The sequence below is a fragment of the Saccharopolyspora sp. NPDC002578 genome (assembly GCF_053592695.1).
On the sequence record NZ_JBSFWJ010000031.1, the window covers coordinates 57,957 to 71,591 of the forward strand.

At 70.2% G+C, this 13,635-nt stretch carries 15 protein-coding genes; 11 read left to right on the forward strand and 4 right to left on the reverse strand.

Annotation, left to right across the window (positions count from 1 at the left end; genetic code table 11):
- Positions 1–11 precede the first annotated feature (11 nt).
- From ACWD38_RS16635 to ACWD38_RS16650, 4 genes are all read right to left on the reverse strand, one after another.
- Positions 12–1,703 carry an alpha/beta hydrolase gene (locus ACWD38_RS16635; RefSeq protein WP_450124380.1) on the reverse strand — a complete coding sequence of 564 codons (1,692 nt, stop codon included), beginning with the start codon at positions 1,701–1,703 and terminating at the stop codon, positions 12–14.
- On the reverse strand, positions 1,703–2,005 hold the full coding sequence (locus tag ACWD38_RS16640; protein WP_184480576.1) for a hypothetical protein: 303 nt from the start codon (positions 2,003–2,005) through the stop codon (positions 1,703–1,705). The genes ACWD38_RS16635 and ACWD38_RS16640 overlap by 1 nt, the downstream gene beginning before the upstream one ends.
- A gap of 80 nt (positions 2,006–2,085) precedes the next feature.
- Complete coding sequence (locus ACWD38_RS16645; RefSeq protein WP_184480574.1) at positions 2,086–2,361, reverse strand: DUF397 domain-containing protein; 276 nt, start codon at positions 2,359–2,361, stop codon at positions 2,086–2,088.
- 11 nt (positions 2,362–2,372) lie between these two features.
- Positions 2,373–3,254 (reverse strand): helix-turn-helix domain-containing protein, encoded by an 882-nt coding sequence (locus ACWD38_RS16650; RefSeq protein ID WP_246456974.1) that lies wholly within the window; start codon positions 3,252–3,254, stop codon positions 2,373–2,375.
- Between the two features lie 105 nt (positions 3,255–3,359).
- Between ACWD38_RS16650 and ACWD38_RS16655 the strand changes: the two genes are divergently transcribed.
- From ACWD38_RS16655 to tyrS, 11 genes are all read left to right on the forward strand, one after another.
- Positions 3,360–3,644, forward strand: coding sequence for a hypothetical protein (locus ACWD38_RS16655; protein ID WP_450124381.1), 285 nt, complete (start codon positions 3,360–3,362; stop codon positions 3,642–3,644).
- A gap of 73 nt (positions 3,645–3,717) precedes the next feature.
- Complete coding sequence (gene argC, locus ACWD38_RS16660) at positions 3,718–4,746, forward strand: N-acetyl-gamma-glutamyl-phosphate reductase (protein ID WP_184480570.1); 1,029 nt, start codon at positions 3,718–3,720, stop codon at positions 4,744–4,746.
- A complete protein-coding gene (locus ACWD38_RS16665) occupies positions 4,743–5,141 on the forward strand; it encodes an ACT domain-containing protein (protein WP_450124382.1) in 399 nt (132 codons plus the stop codon). The genes argC and ACWD38_RS16665 overlap by 4 nt, the downstream gene beginning before the upstream one ends.
- A complete protein-coding gene (argJ, locus tag ACWD38_RS16670) occupies positions 5,138–6,295 on the forward strand; it encodes a bifunctional glutamate N-acetyltransferase/amino-acid acetyltransferase ArgJ (RefSeq protein ID WP_184480566.1) in 1,158 nt (385 codons plus the stop codon). Before ACWD38_RS16665 ends, argJ begins: the two co-directional genes overlap by 4 nt.
- Positions 6,292–7,203, forward strand: coding sequence for an acetylglutamate kinase (argB, locus tag ACWD38_RS16675; RefSeq protein ID WP_184480564.1), 912 nt, complete (start codon positions 6,292–6,294; stop codon positions 7,201–7,203). The genes argJ and argB overlap by 4 nt, the downstream gene beginning before the upstream one ends.
- Positions 7,200–8,372 (forward strand): acetylornithine transaminase, encoded by a 1,173-nt coding sequence (locus tag ACWD38_RS16680; RefSeq protein WP_184480562.1) that lies wholly within the window; start codon positions 7,200–7,202, stop codon positions 8,370–8,372. The genes argB and ACWD38_RS16680 overlap by 4 nt, the downstream gene beginning before the upstream one ends.
- A 43-nt stretch (positions 8,373–8,415) precedes the next feature.
- Positions 8,416–9,339, forward strand: a complete 924-nt coding sequence (gene argF, locus ACWD38_RS16685; RefSeq protein ID WP_184480560.1) for an ornithine carbamoyltransferase — start codon at positions 8,416–8,418, stop codon at positions 9,337–9,339.
- Positions 9,336–9,893, forward strand: a complete 558-nt coding sequence (locus ACWD38_RS16690) for an arginine repressor (protein WP_184480558.1) — start codon at positions 9,336–9,338, stop codon at positions 9,891–9,893. The genes argF and ACWD38_RS16690 overlap by 4 nt, the downstream gene beginning before the upstream one ends.
- A 23-nt stretch (positions 9,894–9,916) precedes the next feature.
- Positions 9,917–11,341: an argininosuccinate lyase gene (gene argH, locus ACWD38_RS16695; RefSeq protein WP_343071487.1), complete on the forward strand. Its 1,425-nt coding sequence runs from the start codon at positions 9,917–9,919 to the stop codon at positions 11,339–11,341.
- Positions 11,342–11,375: 34 nt separating this feature from the next.
- The gene (locus ACWD38_RS16700) at positions 11,376–11,999 is read left to right on the forward strand and encodes a DNA-3-methyladenine glycosylase (RefSeq protein WP_184480556.1); all 624 of its coding nucleotides are present in this window, start codon (positions 11,376–11,378) and stop codon (positions 11,997–11,999) included.
- A gap of 32 nt (positions 12,000–12,031) precedes the next feature.
- Complete coding sequence (tyrS, locus tag ACWD38_RS16705) at positions 12,032–13,321, forward strand: tyrosine--tRNA ligase (RefSeq protein WP_450124383.1); 1,290 nt, start codon at positions 12,032–12,034, stop codon at positions 13,319–13,321.
- Positions 13,322–13,635: the final 314 nt, after the last annotated feature.

Below are 13,635 nucleotides of genomic sequence, written 5' to 3' on the forward strand. Positions count from 1 at the left end.
CTCTCGGTCGGTCATCCCCAGCTGTTCACGGCGCGGTCCGGGACTCCGGCCGCGATGACGCTGGCGTTGTACTGGCTGGTGTTCCCGCGGGTGAGGTAGCCGGTCGGTCCACCGGTGCCGTGCCCGCTCGACTCCTTGAGGCGCTGCCCGTCGGGCGCGACGGCGTCCTCGGTCGACAGGTCGTCGATCCCCGGTTTCCAGGACGGATCACCGCCGAAACGCCCGAGGTCGGCGACGACGTCCCCGCCCGATTCGAGGTTGTAGAACCGGTCTTCGGGAACGTTGATATCGCTGACCGATGGTGTTCCTACGCCGGGAGATCCCAGAGTGAGCGCGGCGTCCACTCCGGTTCCTTCCTCCTGCAGCGCATACCCCGTGGTGGTGGATCCGTACGAGTGGCCCATCGCGACCAGGTTCGGATCGTCCGTCCGAGATTCGTTGATGCCCCGGTAGAAATCCGCCAGATCTTCGGCGCCGCGCTTGGCCGGAGCCGAACTGGCCACGGAATCGCTGGGGTCGAGTGTCTCGTCCAGTTGAGGCGCCTCGTAACCGAGCCACGTCACCGTCGCGACCTCGCCACCGTCGCCGTACTGGTCGGACTGCGACTGCGCGTCCTGCGCCAGCATGTCCATGTTCCGGTCGTAGTCGCCCAGGCTTCCGCCTTCGACGCTGCTGTCCATGCCCGGCGTGAACACGCTGACGTGGTCTGCGGTGTCGACGTCCCCGATGCCCACGGCCGCCTTGGTGCGCTCGCCGGAGGTGTCGAGCACCAGGAGTTGCCGATCTCCCCGCTCCAACACCGTCTCCACCTTGTCCAAGGAGGTCAGCTTCGAGTTGACCTGGTCCAGTTCGCGCTGGTACCTGCCTTGGACCAGGTCACCGCCGGGGCCGGGGCGTGGCTTGTTGACCGCGCTCTGCAGCCGCGCCGCCTCCGCTTGCAGCGTGCTGCGTTCGTCGTCGATGCGGTTGACGTTGGCGGTGTTGCGGACGGACGCGGGGATGCCGTCCATGCCGCCGAGCCAGGCCGGGGGAGCGGCGGCGAGCGCGGATTTCGTTTCGGCGGGCAGGGATTTCCACCAGTCGGCGTTCTTCGCGGGATCGCCCGGCGGCGGCGGTTCGATCGTTTCGCCGAGACCACGCGCGTCACCGAGCGCCGCCGCGTCGGCGAGGTTCTTGGCACCGCGCGCGTCCATCAGGTCCTTGTCGGCGTCGCCGAGGACCTTGGCCAGTTCGGCATCGGCGTCGGCTGCGCGCTTCAGGACGTCCTGGACGCGTTCGACCAGGTCGGGACGGATCCGGCGGTAGCGGTTCTCGTCGACGCTGCTGACCTCGTCGGCAGGGGTGTCCGGGGGAGTGCCGAGGTCTTGCACCTTCCCGTCATCGCCGATGCGGAAGTTGTACGCCCGCGCCAGGCCGTCGACTTCGGTGAGCTGGTCCTGCACCGCCCGGATCTCGTCGACGGTGGGGATGGCCGCGCTGCGGACCGTGGACACCTCGACGACGAGTCCCCGCATGCGTTCGCCGAGCTTGCCGTGCTCGGCGTTCGCGGAGTCGGCCGCTTTGCCCTGCCACTCCTTCGGCCTCCCGGAGCTCGCGAGCTCGTCGTCCAAGCGGACCAGGCTTTCCTGTTCCCGCTTCAGGTCGTCGATGGCGTCGTCGAGGAGGTCGGGGTTCCAGCGGCGGAGGTCGCCGATGTTCACCATCAGGAGCCACCGCCCTGGGAGGCCTTGAGCTCGTCGGCGGCGTCGCCTTCTTGAGCGGCGTAGTCCGAGGCGCTCTTGTCGAGCGAGTCCGCGTAGTGCTCGGTGTCCCGGTTCCACGTGTCGAGCGTGCCGCGCCAGCTGTTCCCGGTGCGTCCGGCGGCGGGCGCCGAGGTGGAGCCGGGCATCGCTTGGGTGATCTTGTCGGTGGCGGCCTGGAGCCGCACCGACCTGGCCTGTTCGGCAGCCGAGCGCGCGGCTTTCGCCGCCGACTCCAACTCCCTGGTCACAACCTCGTATCCCACTGTGCCCCCTCCTCGCGGGGAGGGACCCTAGCAGCGCGAAGTGACCGGCAGTCCTCGTTTCGGCCGATCTTCGCGACGGGTCACACGCGCCCGGATTTGACCGCCCGCAGGAACGACTCGAAGGTGCCGCGTCCTACTGCGAGGACCGGGCCGTCGGAGTCCTTCGAGTCCCGCAACCCGACGACGGACGGCTGCACTGCGACCTCAACGCATGCGCCGCCGTTTCCCTGGCTGCGACTAGCCTTCCTCCAGCTGGCGGCGCTGGGCGAAAAGGCGATCTCGATGCACTGACCACCGCTGGAGCTGCTGTGGCTGGACTTGGTCCAAGGCCCCCAAGCTAAGGACGTGTCCGCCATTTGAGCCTCTCTCAGTCGCGGGTAACTGCGTAGGTATCCAGCACCTTAGCGATCAGCGCCTGCGTTTCACGGTGTGGGAGAGCAGCTGCGCTCAAGCGCTCGAACAGAACGCTGTAGCGCGTGTAGTCCTCAGGCTCGTAGAGATAAGTCGCGCCGAAGAAGTCCTCCAGGTAGACGCTCGCCAACCGTTGTTCGGGCAAGTTCAGCAACATTGCGCTGGAGGTGACTGCTATCCGGTTCGGGACCGCGAAGGGGAGTACTTGCAGCGTGATGTTCGGCAGCTCGGACATGGTGAGCAGATGTGCCAGCTGCGATCGCATCGTGTTCGCGTCGCCCTGCATCCGATGCAAGGCGGCTTCGCTGAGCACGGCGTGCAGCTTGAGAGGTGAACGCGACCGCGACAATGAGCCTTGTCGACTGATGCGGGTCCGCACCTGCTGCTCGACGACACGGGGATCAGCCGCGGGCTCCCACGCCTGGATCGTGGAGCGTGCGTAGTCCTCAGTCTGGAGCAGCCCGGTGATGATCTCCACTTCGTACAACCGTAGCTCCGTAGCCGCGCTCTCCAGCGCGAGGAACCGCTGGAACCAGTCGGGGACGGCGTCGCGGTGGTACTTCTTCGGCCGGTTGCGCTTCGCCGCCTGCTCGGCGACCTCGGAGAGATACCGTCGCTGCTTCGCGGGCGCGCCGTAGAAATCCAGCAGCTGCACCACTTCCTCGGGTTTGATGCCTTGGCTGCCGCCTTCGACCTTGCTCATCTTCGGCTGCTTGCAGCCCAGCACATCGGCCGCTTCGAAGGTGCTGCGGTCGGCTTCCTCGCGTAGACGGCGCAGTTCTATGCCGAGTTGGATCCGGAGCATGCGCGGGTCGGGAGTGGTCAGCATGCGGATCATCGTCACAGCTCACCCGGCTTTTGTGGATCACCTGGTCGTGTAAATGACGCGCGGAATCATTCCTAATAGCTTCACCGGTACAGAACGTCGGCGAACGGAGCGGTGATGCACGGCGATGGCGAGGCGGAGTTGTTGCGGGAGCTGGCGGAAGGCGTGCGTCCGCGCGGTTTCGCGGTCTACGAGTTGATCCGGGACGAGGACGGCGGCGAGATCGTCGACGCGGAGCTCTGCGTGTGGGGACTGGACTGCACCGCGCAGCGCCCTCCCGGCAGCGACGACGCGGGTGCGGTGTTCATGAGCCCGCACGGAATGCTGGGCAACGCGGAGTCCGCCGAAGCGACCTTCGAGATGTTCGCGATGATCCGCGAGGTCCGCCTCGTCTGGCTCTGATCAGGGCGGGGTCGGGCGTGGCGGCCCGCATACTTCCTTGATTGATGTTGCACGAGGATGCATAATCATCCGCATGGCGATTCGGGTGGCAGTGGCGGGTGCGAGCGGTTACGCGGGCGGGGAACTCCTGCGTCTGCTGCTGGCGCACCCCGAAGTGGAGATCGGGACGTTGACCGCCGGCGGCAACGCGGGCACGAAGCTGGGCGCGCACCACCCGAACCTGCTGCCGCTGGCCGACCGCGAACTCACCGAGACCAACGCTGCCGAGCTCTCCGGGCACGACGTCGTCTTCCTCGCGCTGCCGCACGGCCACTCCGCCGCGCTGGCCGCCGAACTCGGCGACGACACCACGGTCATCGACTGCGGCGCCGACCACCGGCTCAACGACCCCGAGGCGTGGACCCGCTGGTACGGCGGCGACCACCCCGGCACCTGGCCCTACGGCATCCCCGAACTCCCCGGCGGGCGCGACGCGCTGCGCTCCGCCAGCCGGATCGCGGTGCCGGGCTGCTTCCCGACCGTCTCCTCGCTGGCGCTCGCGCCCGCGTTCGCGGCGGGCCTGGTCGAGCCGGAGGCCGTCGTCGTCGCCGTGACCGGGACCTCCGGCGCGGGCCGCGCGCTCAAGCCGCACCTGCTCTCCGCCGAGGTCATGGGTTCGGCCAGCGCCTACGGAGTCGGCGGCGCGCACCGGCACACCCCGGAGATGGTGCAGAACCTCAGCGCCGTCGCGGGCGAACCCGTGAAGGTGTCGTTCACGCCCGTGCTCGCGCCCATGTCGCGCGGCATCCTCGCCACCTGCAGCGCACCGCTGCGCGGTGACCTCGACGTCGCCGCCGCCCGCAAGGTCTACCTCGACGCCTACGGCGACGAGCCGTTCGTGCACGTGCTGCCCGAAGGCTCCTGGCCGCAGACCTCCGCGACGCTCGGCGCGAACACCGTGCACCTCCAGGTCGCCATCGACCCCGACGCGAACCGCCTCGTGGTCGTCGGCGCCGAGGACAACCTCACCAAGGGCACCGCGGGCGGCGCCGTGCAGTGCATGAACCTCGCCAAGGGCCTGCCGGAGACCACCGGGCTGCCGCTCGCGGGGATCGCGCCGTGACCGCACTGGAACTGCGGCTGCACCCCGAACACCTCGCCGTCGCGAAGGTTCCGGCGACCGCGGACCTCGCCCTCGGCGGCGGGCCGATCCGCGCCGAACTGGCCACCGCCGAGGAGCGCACGATCGTCCTCGGCCACGACCAGGCGACCGGACTCGGTGCGCAGGCCGCCGTCGAAGGCCCGTTCCGGGCGCTGGAGGTCCGCGGCCCGCTGGACTTCGCGCTCACCGGTGTCCTCGCCGCTTTGCTGACCCCGTTGGCGCAGGCCGGGATCAGCGTCTTCACACTGTCCACCTTCGACACCGACTGGATCCTCGTCCCCGCCGGATCGGCGGAGCAGGCCCGGACCGCGTTGATCAACTCAGGTCACACCGTCACCACGGAGGAATTCGCATGAGCGTCACAGCCCCCGCCGGATTCCGGGCGGCCGGTGTGCCCGCCGGGATCAAGGCGAGCGGAGCCCGGGACCTCGCTCTGATCGTCAACGACGGCCCGCGCCACACCGCGGCCGGCGTGTTCACCACCAACAAGGTCAAAGCGGCCCCGGTGCTGTGGTCCCAGCAGGTGCTGCAGGAGCGCAGCCTGCGCGCCGTGGTGCTCAACTCCGGCGGCGCCAACGCCTGCACCGGACCCGAAGGCTTCCAGGACACCCACGCCACCGCTGAGAAGGTCGCCGAAGTGCTCGGCGTCGGCGCCATCGACGTCGCCGTGTGCTCCACGGGCCTGATCGGCGAACGCCTCCCGATGCCCGCCGTTGTGTCCGGAGTGGACAGTGCGGCGGCGGCGCTCGCGGACACCGAAGCCGCCGGGACCGACGCGGCGACGGCGGTGCTGACCACCGACAGCAAGGCCAAGCAGGCGCTCGCCACCGGGAACGGCTGGAGCGTCGGCGGCTTCGCCAAGGGCGCGGGCATGCTCGCCCCCAACATGGCGACCATGCTCAGCGTCCTCACCACCGACGCCGTCGTCGCCCCCGAGACCCTCGACGCCGCGCTGCGCGCCGCCACCCGCACCACCTTCGACCGGCTCGACGTCGACGGCGGCACCTCCACCAACGACACCGTGCTGCTGCTGGCCTCCGGAGCCTCCGGCGTCGAACCCACCGCCGACGAGCTGACCGAGGTCCTCACCGCCGTGAGCACCGACCTCGTCCGCCAGCTCCAAGGCGACGCCGAAGGCGCCACCAAGGCCGTCGACATCACCGTGCGCGGCGCGCGCACCGAGGACGACGCCGTCCACATCGGACGGATCATCGCCGAGGACAACCTGGTCAAGACCGCGCTGTTCGGCTCCGACCCCAACTGGGGCCGGATCGCGATGGCGCTCGGGCGGGCGAAGGCCGAGATCGACGTGGACCGCGTCGAGATCATCACCAACGACGTCTCGCTGTTCGCCGGTGGCCTGCCCAACCGCGACCGCGGCGAAGCCGACCTCACCGGCCGCGACATCCGGATCGTCGTGGACCTGCACCTCGGCGACCAGACGGCCACCATCCTGTCCACCGACCTGTCGCACGACTACGTCGAAGAGAACAGCGCGTACTCCTCATGACACCGACCCCGGCAGACAGGCTCGCCACCGCCGCCGAGAAGGCCAGCGTGCTCGTCGAAGCACTGCCCTGGCTGGAGCGCTTCCACGGCGCCACCGTCGTCATCAAGTACGGCGGCAACGCCATGGTCGACGACGAGCTCAAAGCCGCGTTCGCGCAGGACATGGTGTTCCTGCGGCTCGCGGGCCTGCACCCCGTCATCGTGCACGGCGGCGGACCGCAGATCACCTCGATGCTCGACCGCCTCGGCATGGCCGGCGAATTCCGCGGCGGCCTGCGCGTCACCACGCCCGAAACGCTCGACGTGGTGCGGATGGTCCTGGTCGGCCAGGTCGGGCGCGAACTCGTCGGCCTCATCAACAAGCACGGCCCGCACGCCGTGGGCATGTCCGGCGAGGACGCGCAGCTGTTCACCGCCGCGCGCCGTACCGCCACCGTCGACGGCGAACCCGTGGACGTCGGCCTCGTCGGCGACGTCGTCGCCGTCAACCCCGACGCGGTGCTCGACCTGATCAGCGCCGGACGCATCCCCGTCGTGTCCACCGTCGCGCCCGACGTCGACGGTGTGGTGCACAACGTCAACGCCGACACCGCCGCCGGAGCGCTCGCCGTGGCCCTCGGCGCGGAGAAGCTCGTCGTGCTCACCGACGTCGAAGGCCTCTACACCGACTGGCCCGACCGCTCCTCGCTGGTGTCCCGGCTCGACGCCGACCAGCTCGAAGAACTGCTGCCCGGACTGGCCTCCGGGATGGTGCCGAAGATGGAGGCGTGCCTGCGCGCCGTGCGCGGCGGCGTGCCGCGAGCGCACGTCATCGACGGCAGGCTCGCGCACTCGGTGCTGCTCGAAGTGTTCACCAGCGCCGGCGTCGGAACCATGGTGCTGCCCGGGAAGGAAGACGAGAACGCATGACCACCAACACCACCGGGGCGCAGCGCTGGCAGGCGTCCATGATGGGCAACTACGGCACCCCGAAGCTCACCCTGACCAGCGGCTCCGGCTGCGAGGTCACCGACGCCGACGGCAAGACCTACCTCGACTTCGTCGGCGGCATCGCCGTCAACGCCCTCGGCCACGCCCACCCGGCCGTGGTGCGGGCGGTGACCGAGCAGATCGGCACCCTCGGGCACGTCTCCAACTTCTACGCCCACGACCCGGGCCTGAAGCTCGCCGAGCGGCTGCTCGACCTCTCCGGGTTCACCGGGCGCGGACGCGTCCTGTTCTGCAACTCCGGCGCCGAAGCCAACGAGGCCGCGTTCAAGATCGCCCGGCGGACCGGGCGGCTCAAGATCGTCGCCACGGAAGGCGGCTTCCACGGCCGGACCATGGGCGCGCTGGCGCTCACCGGCCAGCCCGCGAAGCAGGAACCGTTCGCGCCGATGCCCGCCGGGGTCGAGCACGTCCCCTACGGCGACGTCGCCGCCCTCGAATCCGCCGTGGACGACACGACGGCCGCGCTCGTGCTCGAACCCGTGCAGGGCGAGAACGGCGTCATCGTCCCGCCCGAGGGCTACCTGCGGGCCGCGCGCGAGATCACCAGCAGGCACGGCGCACTGCTGGTCATCGACGAGGTGCAGACCGGCATCGGGCGCACCGGCCACTGGTTCGCCTTCCAGCGCGACGGCATCGAACCCGACGTCATCACCCTCGCCAAGGGCCTCGGCGGCGGCCTCTCCCTCGGCGCCTGCATCGGCGTCGGCGACGCGGGCGAACTGCTGCAACCCGGCCAGCACGGCACCACCTTCGGCGGTAACCCCGTCGCGTGCGCCGCCTCGCTCGCCGTGCTCGACACCATCGCCGCCGACGGACTGCTCGACCACGTCAAGGCGCTCGGTGAACTGCTCGCCGACGGCGTCCGCGACCTCCGGCACCCGCTGATCGCCGAAGTGCGCGGCCAAGGGCTGCTGCTGGCGATCCGCCTCACCGAACCTGTCGCCGCCGCCACCGCCGCGGCGGCCCAGGACGCCGGATACCTCATCAACGCCGTGCAACCGGACGTGCTCCGGCTCAGCCCGGCGCTGGTGCTCACCGCCGACCAGGCCCGCCGGTTGCTGACCGACCTGCCCGGCCTGCTCGGCTGACCCGAACCCACTCCCACCACCACGAAGCCACGGAGGTGACCCCGTGACACTCCGGCATTTTCTGCGCGACGACGACCTGAGCCCGCAGGAGCAGACCGAGATCCTCGACCTCGCAGCCCGGTTCAAGACCGACCGGCTCGCGGACCGCTCCCTCGAAGGCCGCTCCATCGCGGTGATCTTCGAGAAGAACTCCACCCGCACCCGGCTGTCCTTCGAAGTCGGCATCCACCAGCTCGGCGGTCAGCCGATCGTGGTCGACGGCCGCATGATGCAGCTCGGCCGCGAGGAGACCATCGAGGACACCTCGCGCGTGCTGTCCCGCTACGTCGACGCCGTCGTCTGGCGCACCTTCGCCCAAGCCCGCATCGAAGCGATGGCCGGCGTGTCCGCGGTGCCCGTCGTCAACGCGCTCACCGACGAGTTCCACCCCTGCCAGGTCCTCGCCGACCTGCAGACCGTGCGGGAACGCCACGGCGACCTGCCCGGCCGCACCCTCACCTACCTCGGCGACGGCGCCAACAACATGGCGCACTCGCTGCTCATCGGCGGCGTCACCGCGGGCATGCACGTCCGCGTCGGAGCGCCCGAAGGCTTCGCCCCCGCGCCGTGGGTGCTCGAAGCCGCGGGCAAGCGGGCGGCCGAGACCGGCGGCTCCGTCCGGGTGCACCACGACGCCCGCTCCGCCGTCGACGGAGCCGACGTGCTCGTCACCGACTCCTGGACCTCCATGGGCCAGGAGAACGACGGCAAGGACCGCGTCAGCCCGTTCCGCCCGTTCCAGATCAACACCGAACTGCTCGCCGCCACCGGCGTCGACACCAGCGTGCTGCACTGCCTGCCCGCGCACCGCGGCTGGGAAGTCACCGACGAGGTCCTCGACGGCCCCGCCAGCGCCGTGTTCGACGAAGCCGAGAACCGCCTGCACGCGCAGAAGGCCCTGCTCGCCTGGCTGGTGCAGCGGTCATGACCACCAGGGCGGCCCGGCAGGCGCGCATCGTCGAGCTCGTCTCGACGATGGGCATCCGCAGCCAGACCGAGCTCGCGAAGCTGCTGGCGGGCGACGGCATCGACGTCACCCAGGCCACGCTGTCGCGCGACCTCGACGAACTGGGCGCGGTGAAACTGCGCGGACCCGACGGGGGAGCGGCGGTCTACGTCATCCCCGAAGACGGCAGCCCCGTGCGCGGGGTGCAAGGTGGCACCACGAGGCTCAGCCGGTTGCTGGCCGAACTGCTCGTCTCGGCCGACGGCTCCGGCAACCTCACCGTGCTGCGCACCCCGCCGGGTGCGGCGCAGTTCCTGGCCAGCGCGATCGACCGCGCCGCCCTGCTGGAAGCGGTCGGCTCCATCGCGGGCGACGACACCGTCATGGTCCTCGCCAGGGAACCGCTCACCGGCCTCGACCTGGCCGAGCGGTTCACCAACATGGCCTCCGGCGAGCGGATGCCACCGCCGGACGGCATCGAGAACCCCGACGACGGTGACGCCGCGGACCGGCGGGACCCGAACACCACCACCTGACGACGCAAGATGAGGAAGACATCGTGACCCAGCAAGGCAGCGAGCCCACCAAACTGTGGGGCGGCCGCTTCGCCTCCGGCCCGGCCGAGGCCATGGCCGCGCTCAGCCTCTCCACCCACTTCGACTGGCGGCTGGCGCCCTACGACATCGCCGGTTCCCGCGCGCACGCCCGCGTGCTGCACCAGGCGGGCCTGCTCACCGCCGACGAGCTCGACCGGATGCACCGGGGCCTCGACGTGCTCGCCGCCGACGTCGAATCCGGCGCGTTCCAGCCCGTCGTCGAAGACGAGGACGTGCACACCGCGCTCGAACGCGGCCTGCTCGAGCGGGTCGGCACCGACCTCGGCGGCAAGCTGCGCGCGGGCCGCTCCCGCAACGACCAGGTCGCGACCCTGTTCCGGATGTGGCTGCGCGACGCCACCCGCCGCGTCGCCGCCGGCGTGCTCGACGTCGTCGACGCGCTCGCCGGCCAGGCCCAGGCGCACCCGGACGCGGTGCTGCCCGGCCGCACCCACCTCCAGCACGCCCAGCCGGTGCTGCTCGGCCACCACCTGCTCGCGCACTGCCAGGCGCTGCTGCGCGACGTCAGCCGGTTGCGCGACTGGGACGCGCGCACCGCGTTCTCCCCGTACGGCTCGGGCGCGCTCGCCGGATCGTCGCTGGGCCTCGACCCGCAGGCGGTGGCCGCGGAACTCGGCTTCGACGGCGGCGCGGTGGACAACTCCATCGACGGCACCGCCTCCCGCGACTTCGCGGCGGAATCCGCGTTCTGCCTGGCCATGCTCGCGGTGAACCTCTCCCGCGTCGCCGAAGAGGTCATCATCTGGAACACCGCGGAGTTCCGGTACGTCACGCTCGACGACGCCTGGGCCACCGGCAGCTCGATCATGCCGCAGAAGAAGAACCCGGATGTCGCCGAACTCGCCCGCGGCAAGTCCGGCCGGCTGATCGGCAACCTCACCGGCCTGCTCGCGACCCTCAAAGCGCAGCCGCTGGCCTACAACCGGGACCTGCAGGAGGACAAGGAGCCGGTGTTCGACTCCGTCGAGCAGCTCGACCTCCTGCTCCCGGCGATGGCCGGAATGCTCGGCACGCTCACCTTCCACACCGAGCGGCTCGCCGAACTCGCCCCCGCCGGCTTCACCCTGGCCACCGACATCGCCGAGTGGCTGGTGCGCCAAGGCGTCCCGTTCCGCGTGGCGCACGAGGCGTCGGGGGAGTGCGTGCGCACCGCCGAGGCCCGCGACGTCGGCCTCAACGACCTCACCGACGAGGAGCTCGCCGCCGCGCACCCCGCGCTCACCCCCGCGGTCCGCGAGGTGCTGACCGTGCCCGGCTCCATCGCCTCCCGGGACTCGCACGGCGGAACCGCACCCGATCGTGTGAACGAGCAGCGGGACCGGGTGTTCGAGGCCATCCGCGAGCATCGTGCCTGGCTGACGGCGTGAAGACCCCTCGCGTTCGGTCGGTACTGTTCCGCCCGTGAGCCAGCTCAAGCGCGAAGACCTCGCACACGACCCCCTCTGGGTGGCCCGCCGCCTGCTCGGCTGCGAGCTGCGGTCGAGCCACCCGGAGGGCGACGTGCGGATCCGGCTCGTCGAAGTCGAGGCCTACCGGGGCGGCGACGACCCCGCCTCGCACTGCTACCGCGGCATGACCCAGCGCAACGCCGTGATGTTCGGCCCGGCAGGTCACCTCTACGTCTACTTCGTCTACGGCATGCACTTCTGCATCAACGTGGTGTGCACCGAGAACGGCACCCCGGGCGCGGTGCTGCTGCGCGGGGGCGAAGTCCTCGAAGGCACCGAACTGGCCCGGCGCCGCCGCCCCGCCGTGCGCAAGGACGCCCAGCTCGCCAGCGGACCGGCGCGCCTGGCCGGTGTTCTCGGCATCACCGGCGAGCACAACGGCATCGACCTCACCGCCCCCGACTCACCGGTCCGCCTGTTCGCCGGCACCGACGTCGACGAGGACGACGTCCGGACCGGGCCGCGAGTCGGCGTCGCCACCGCCGTCGACCTCCCGTGGCGCTCCTGGATCGACGGTTCCCCCTCGGTCAGTCCGTACCGGAGGGGCGGCCGCCGCCGGAGCCGGGACCAGGCATAAAACCGATTGCCGGGATGCGCCAGACTGGTCGCGTGAGCGAGCACATCCTTGACGAGCTGTCCTGGCGCGGCCTGATCGCGCAATCCACCGACCTCGACGCGCTGCGTTCGGACCTGGACTCCGGACCGCTCACTCTGTATGCGGGCTTCGACCCGACCGCGCCGAGCCTGCACGCCGGTCACCTCATCCCGCTGCTGACGCTGCGTCGCTTCCAGCTCGCCGGGCACCGCCCGGTGGTGCTCTCCGGCGGCGCGACCGGCCTGATCGGCGACCCGCGCGACACCGGTGAGCGCAACCTGCACGACATCGACACCGTGCGGGAGTGGACGGAGCGGATCGGGCACCAGCTCGCGAAGTTCGTCGACTTCGTCCGGGACGGCGCTCCGGAGTCCCCGACGGGCGCGCTGGTCGCCGACAACTCGGACTGGACCGCGCAGCTCCCGGTCACCGAGTTCCTCCGCGAGGTCGGTAAGCACTTCTCCATCAACACGATGCTGTCCAGGGAGACGGTCAAGCGCCGCCTGGAAGGCGACGGCCTGTCGTACACCGAGTTCAGCTACATGCTGTTGCAGGCCAACGACTTCGTGCAGCTCTACCGCAGGCACGGCACCCGGTTGCAGCTCGGCGGCTCCGACCAGTGGGGCAACATCGTCGCAGGCGTGGACCTGCTGCGCCGCCAGGAGAACGCCACCGGCCACGCCCTGACCCTCCCGCTGGTCACCGACGCGGAGGGCCGCAAGTTCGGCAAGTCCACCGGCGGCGGCAACGTGTGGCTCGACCCCGAGCTGACCTCGCCCTACGCCTGGTACCAGTACTTCGTGAACTCCTCGGACGCCGACGTGGGCAAGTACCTGCGCCTGTTCACGTTCCTCGACCACGAGGAGATCGAGGAGCTGGAGCGCACCACCGCCGAGCGCCCGCAGCAGCGCGCCGGCCAGCGCAGGCTCGCCGAAGAGCTCACGACCCTCGTCCACGGGCAGGAGCAGACCCACCAGGTCATCGCCGCCAGCCAAGCCCTGTTCGGCCGCGGCGACTTCGCCGAGCTGGACGAGGCCACGCTGGACGCCGTGATGGCCGAGGTCCCCACCGGCGAAGTGCGCCTGTCCGACGAGCCGACCATCGTCGACCTGCTCGTCGAAGCAGGTCTCGCACAGGGCCGCGGGGCCGCCCGGCGCACCGTCAACGAAGGCGGCGCCTACGTCAACAACACCAAAATCGCAGATGAGACGTGGTCCGTGTCGAAGGAGGACCTGCTGCACGGCCGCTGGGCGGTCATTCGACGTGGCAAGCGTCACACTGCAGGGATCAAGGTGCTGTACTAGCCTGTTCGCAGGGCCGGAAACGGCGGGTGACCTGCTGGTTTACCTCCTTCCGGTCCTGCTGGGCGCTGACTTGACTTTGAGTCGGTCGGCGCGTAACTTATTCCAAGTCAGCGCGGAACGAGCCGGAAACAAACGGACCGGGCGCGACGGGGTCACGAACCAAGCTCCCAGTTAGTCCTGGTAGAGTGGGTGACTCGAATACAAAACTCTAAATGCGGATCGGGTTTCTCGACGTTCCGGGGTGCGGGTGACCGCGAGGTTGACCCCCCTGAAACAGCGGAAAAACGGGCCTGCTAGAGTTTGGAACATCGCAA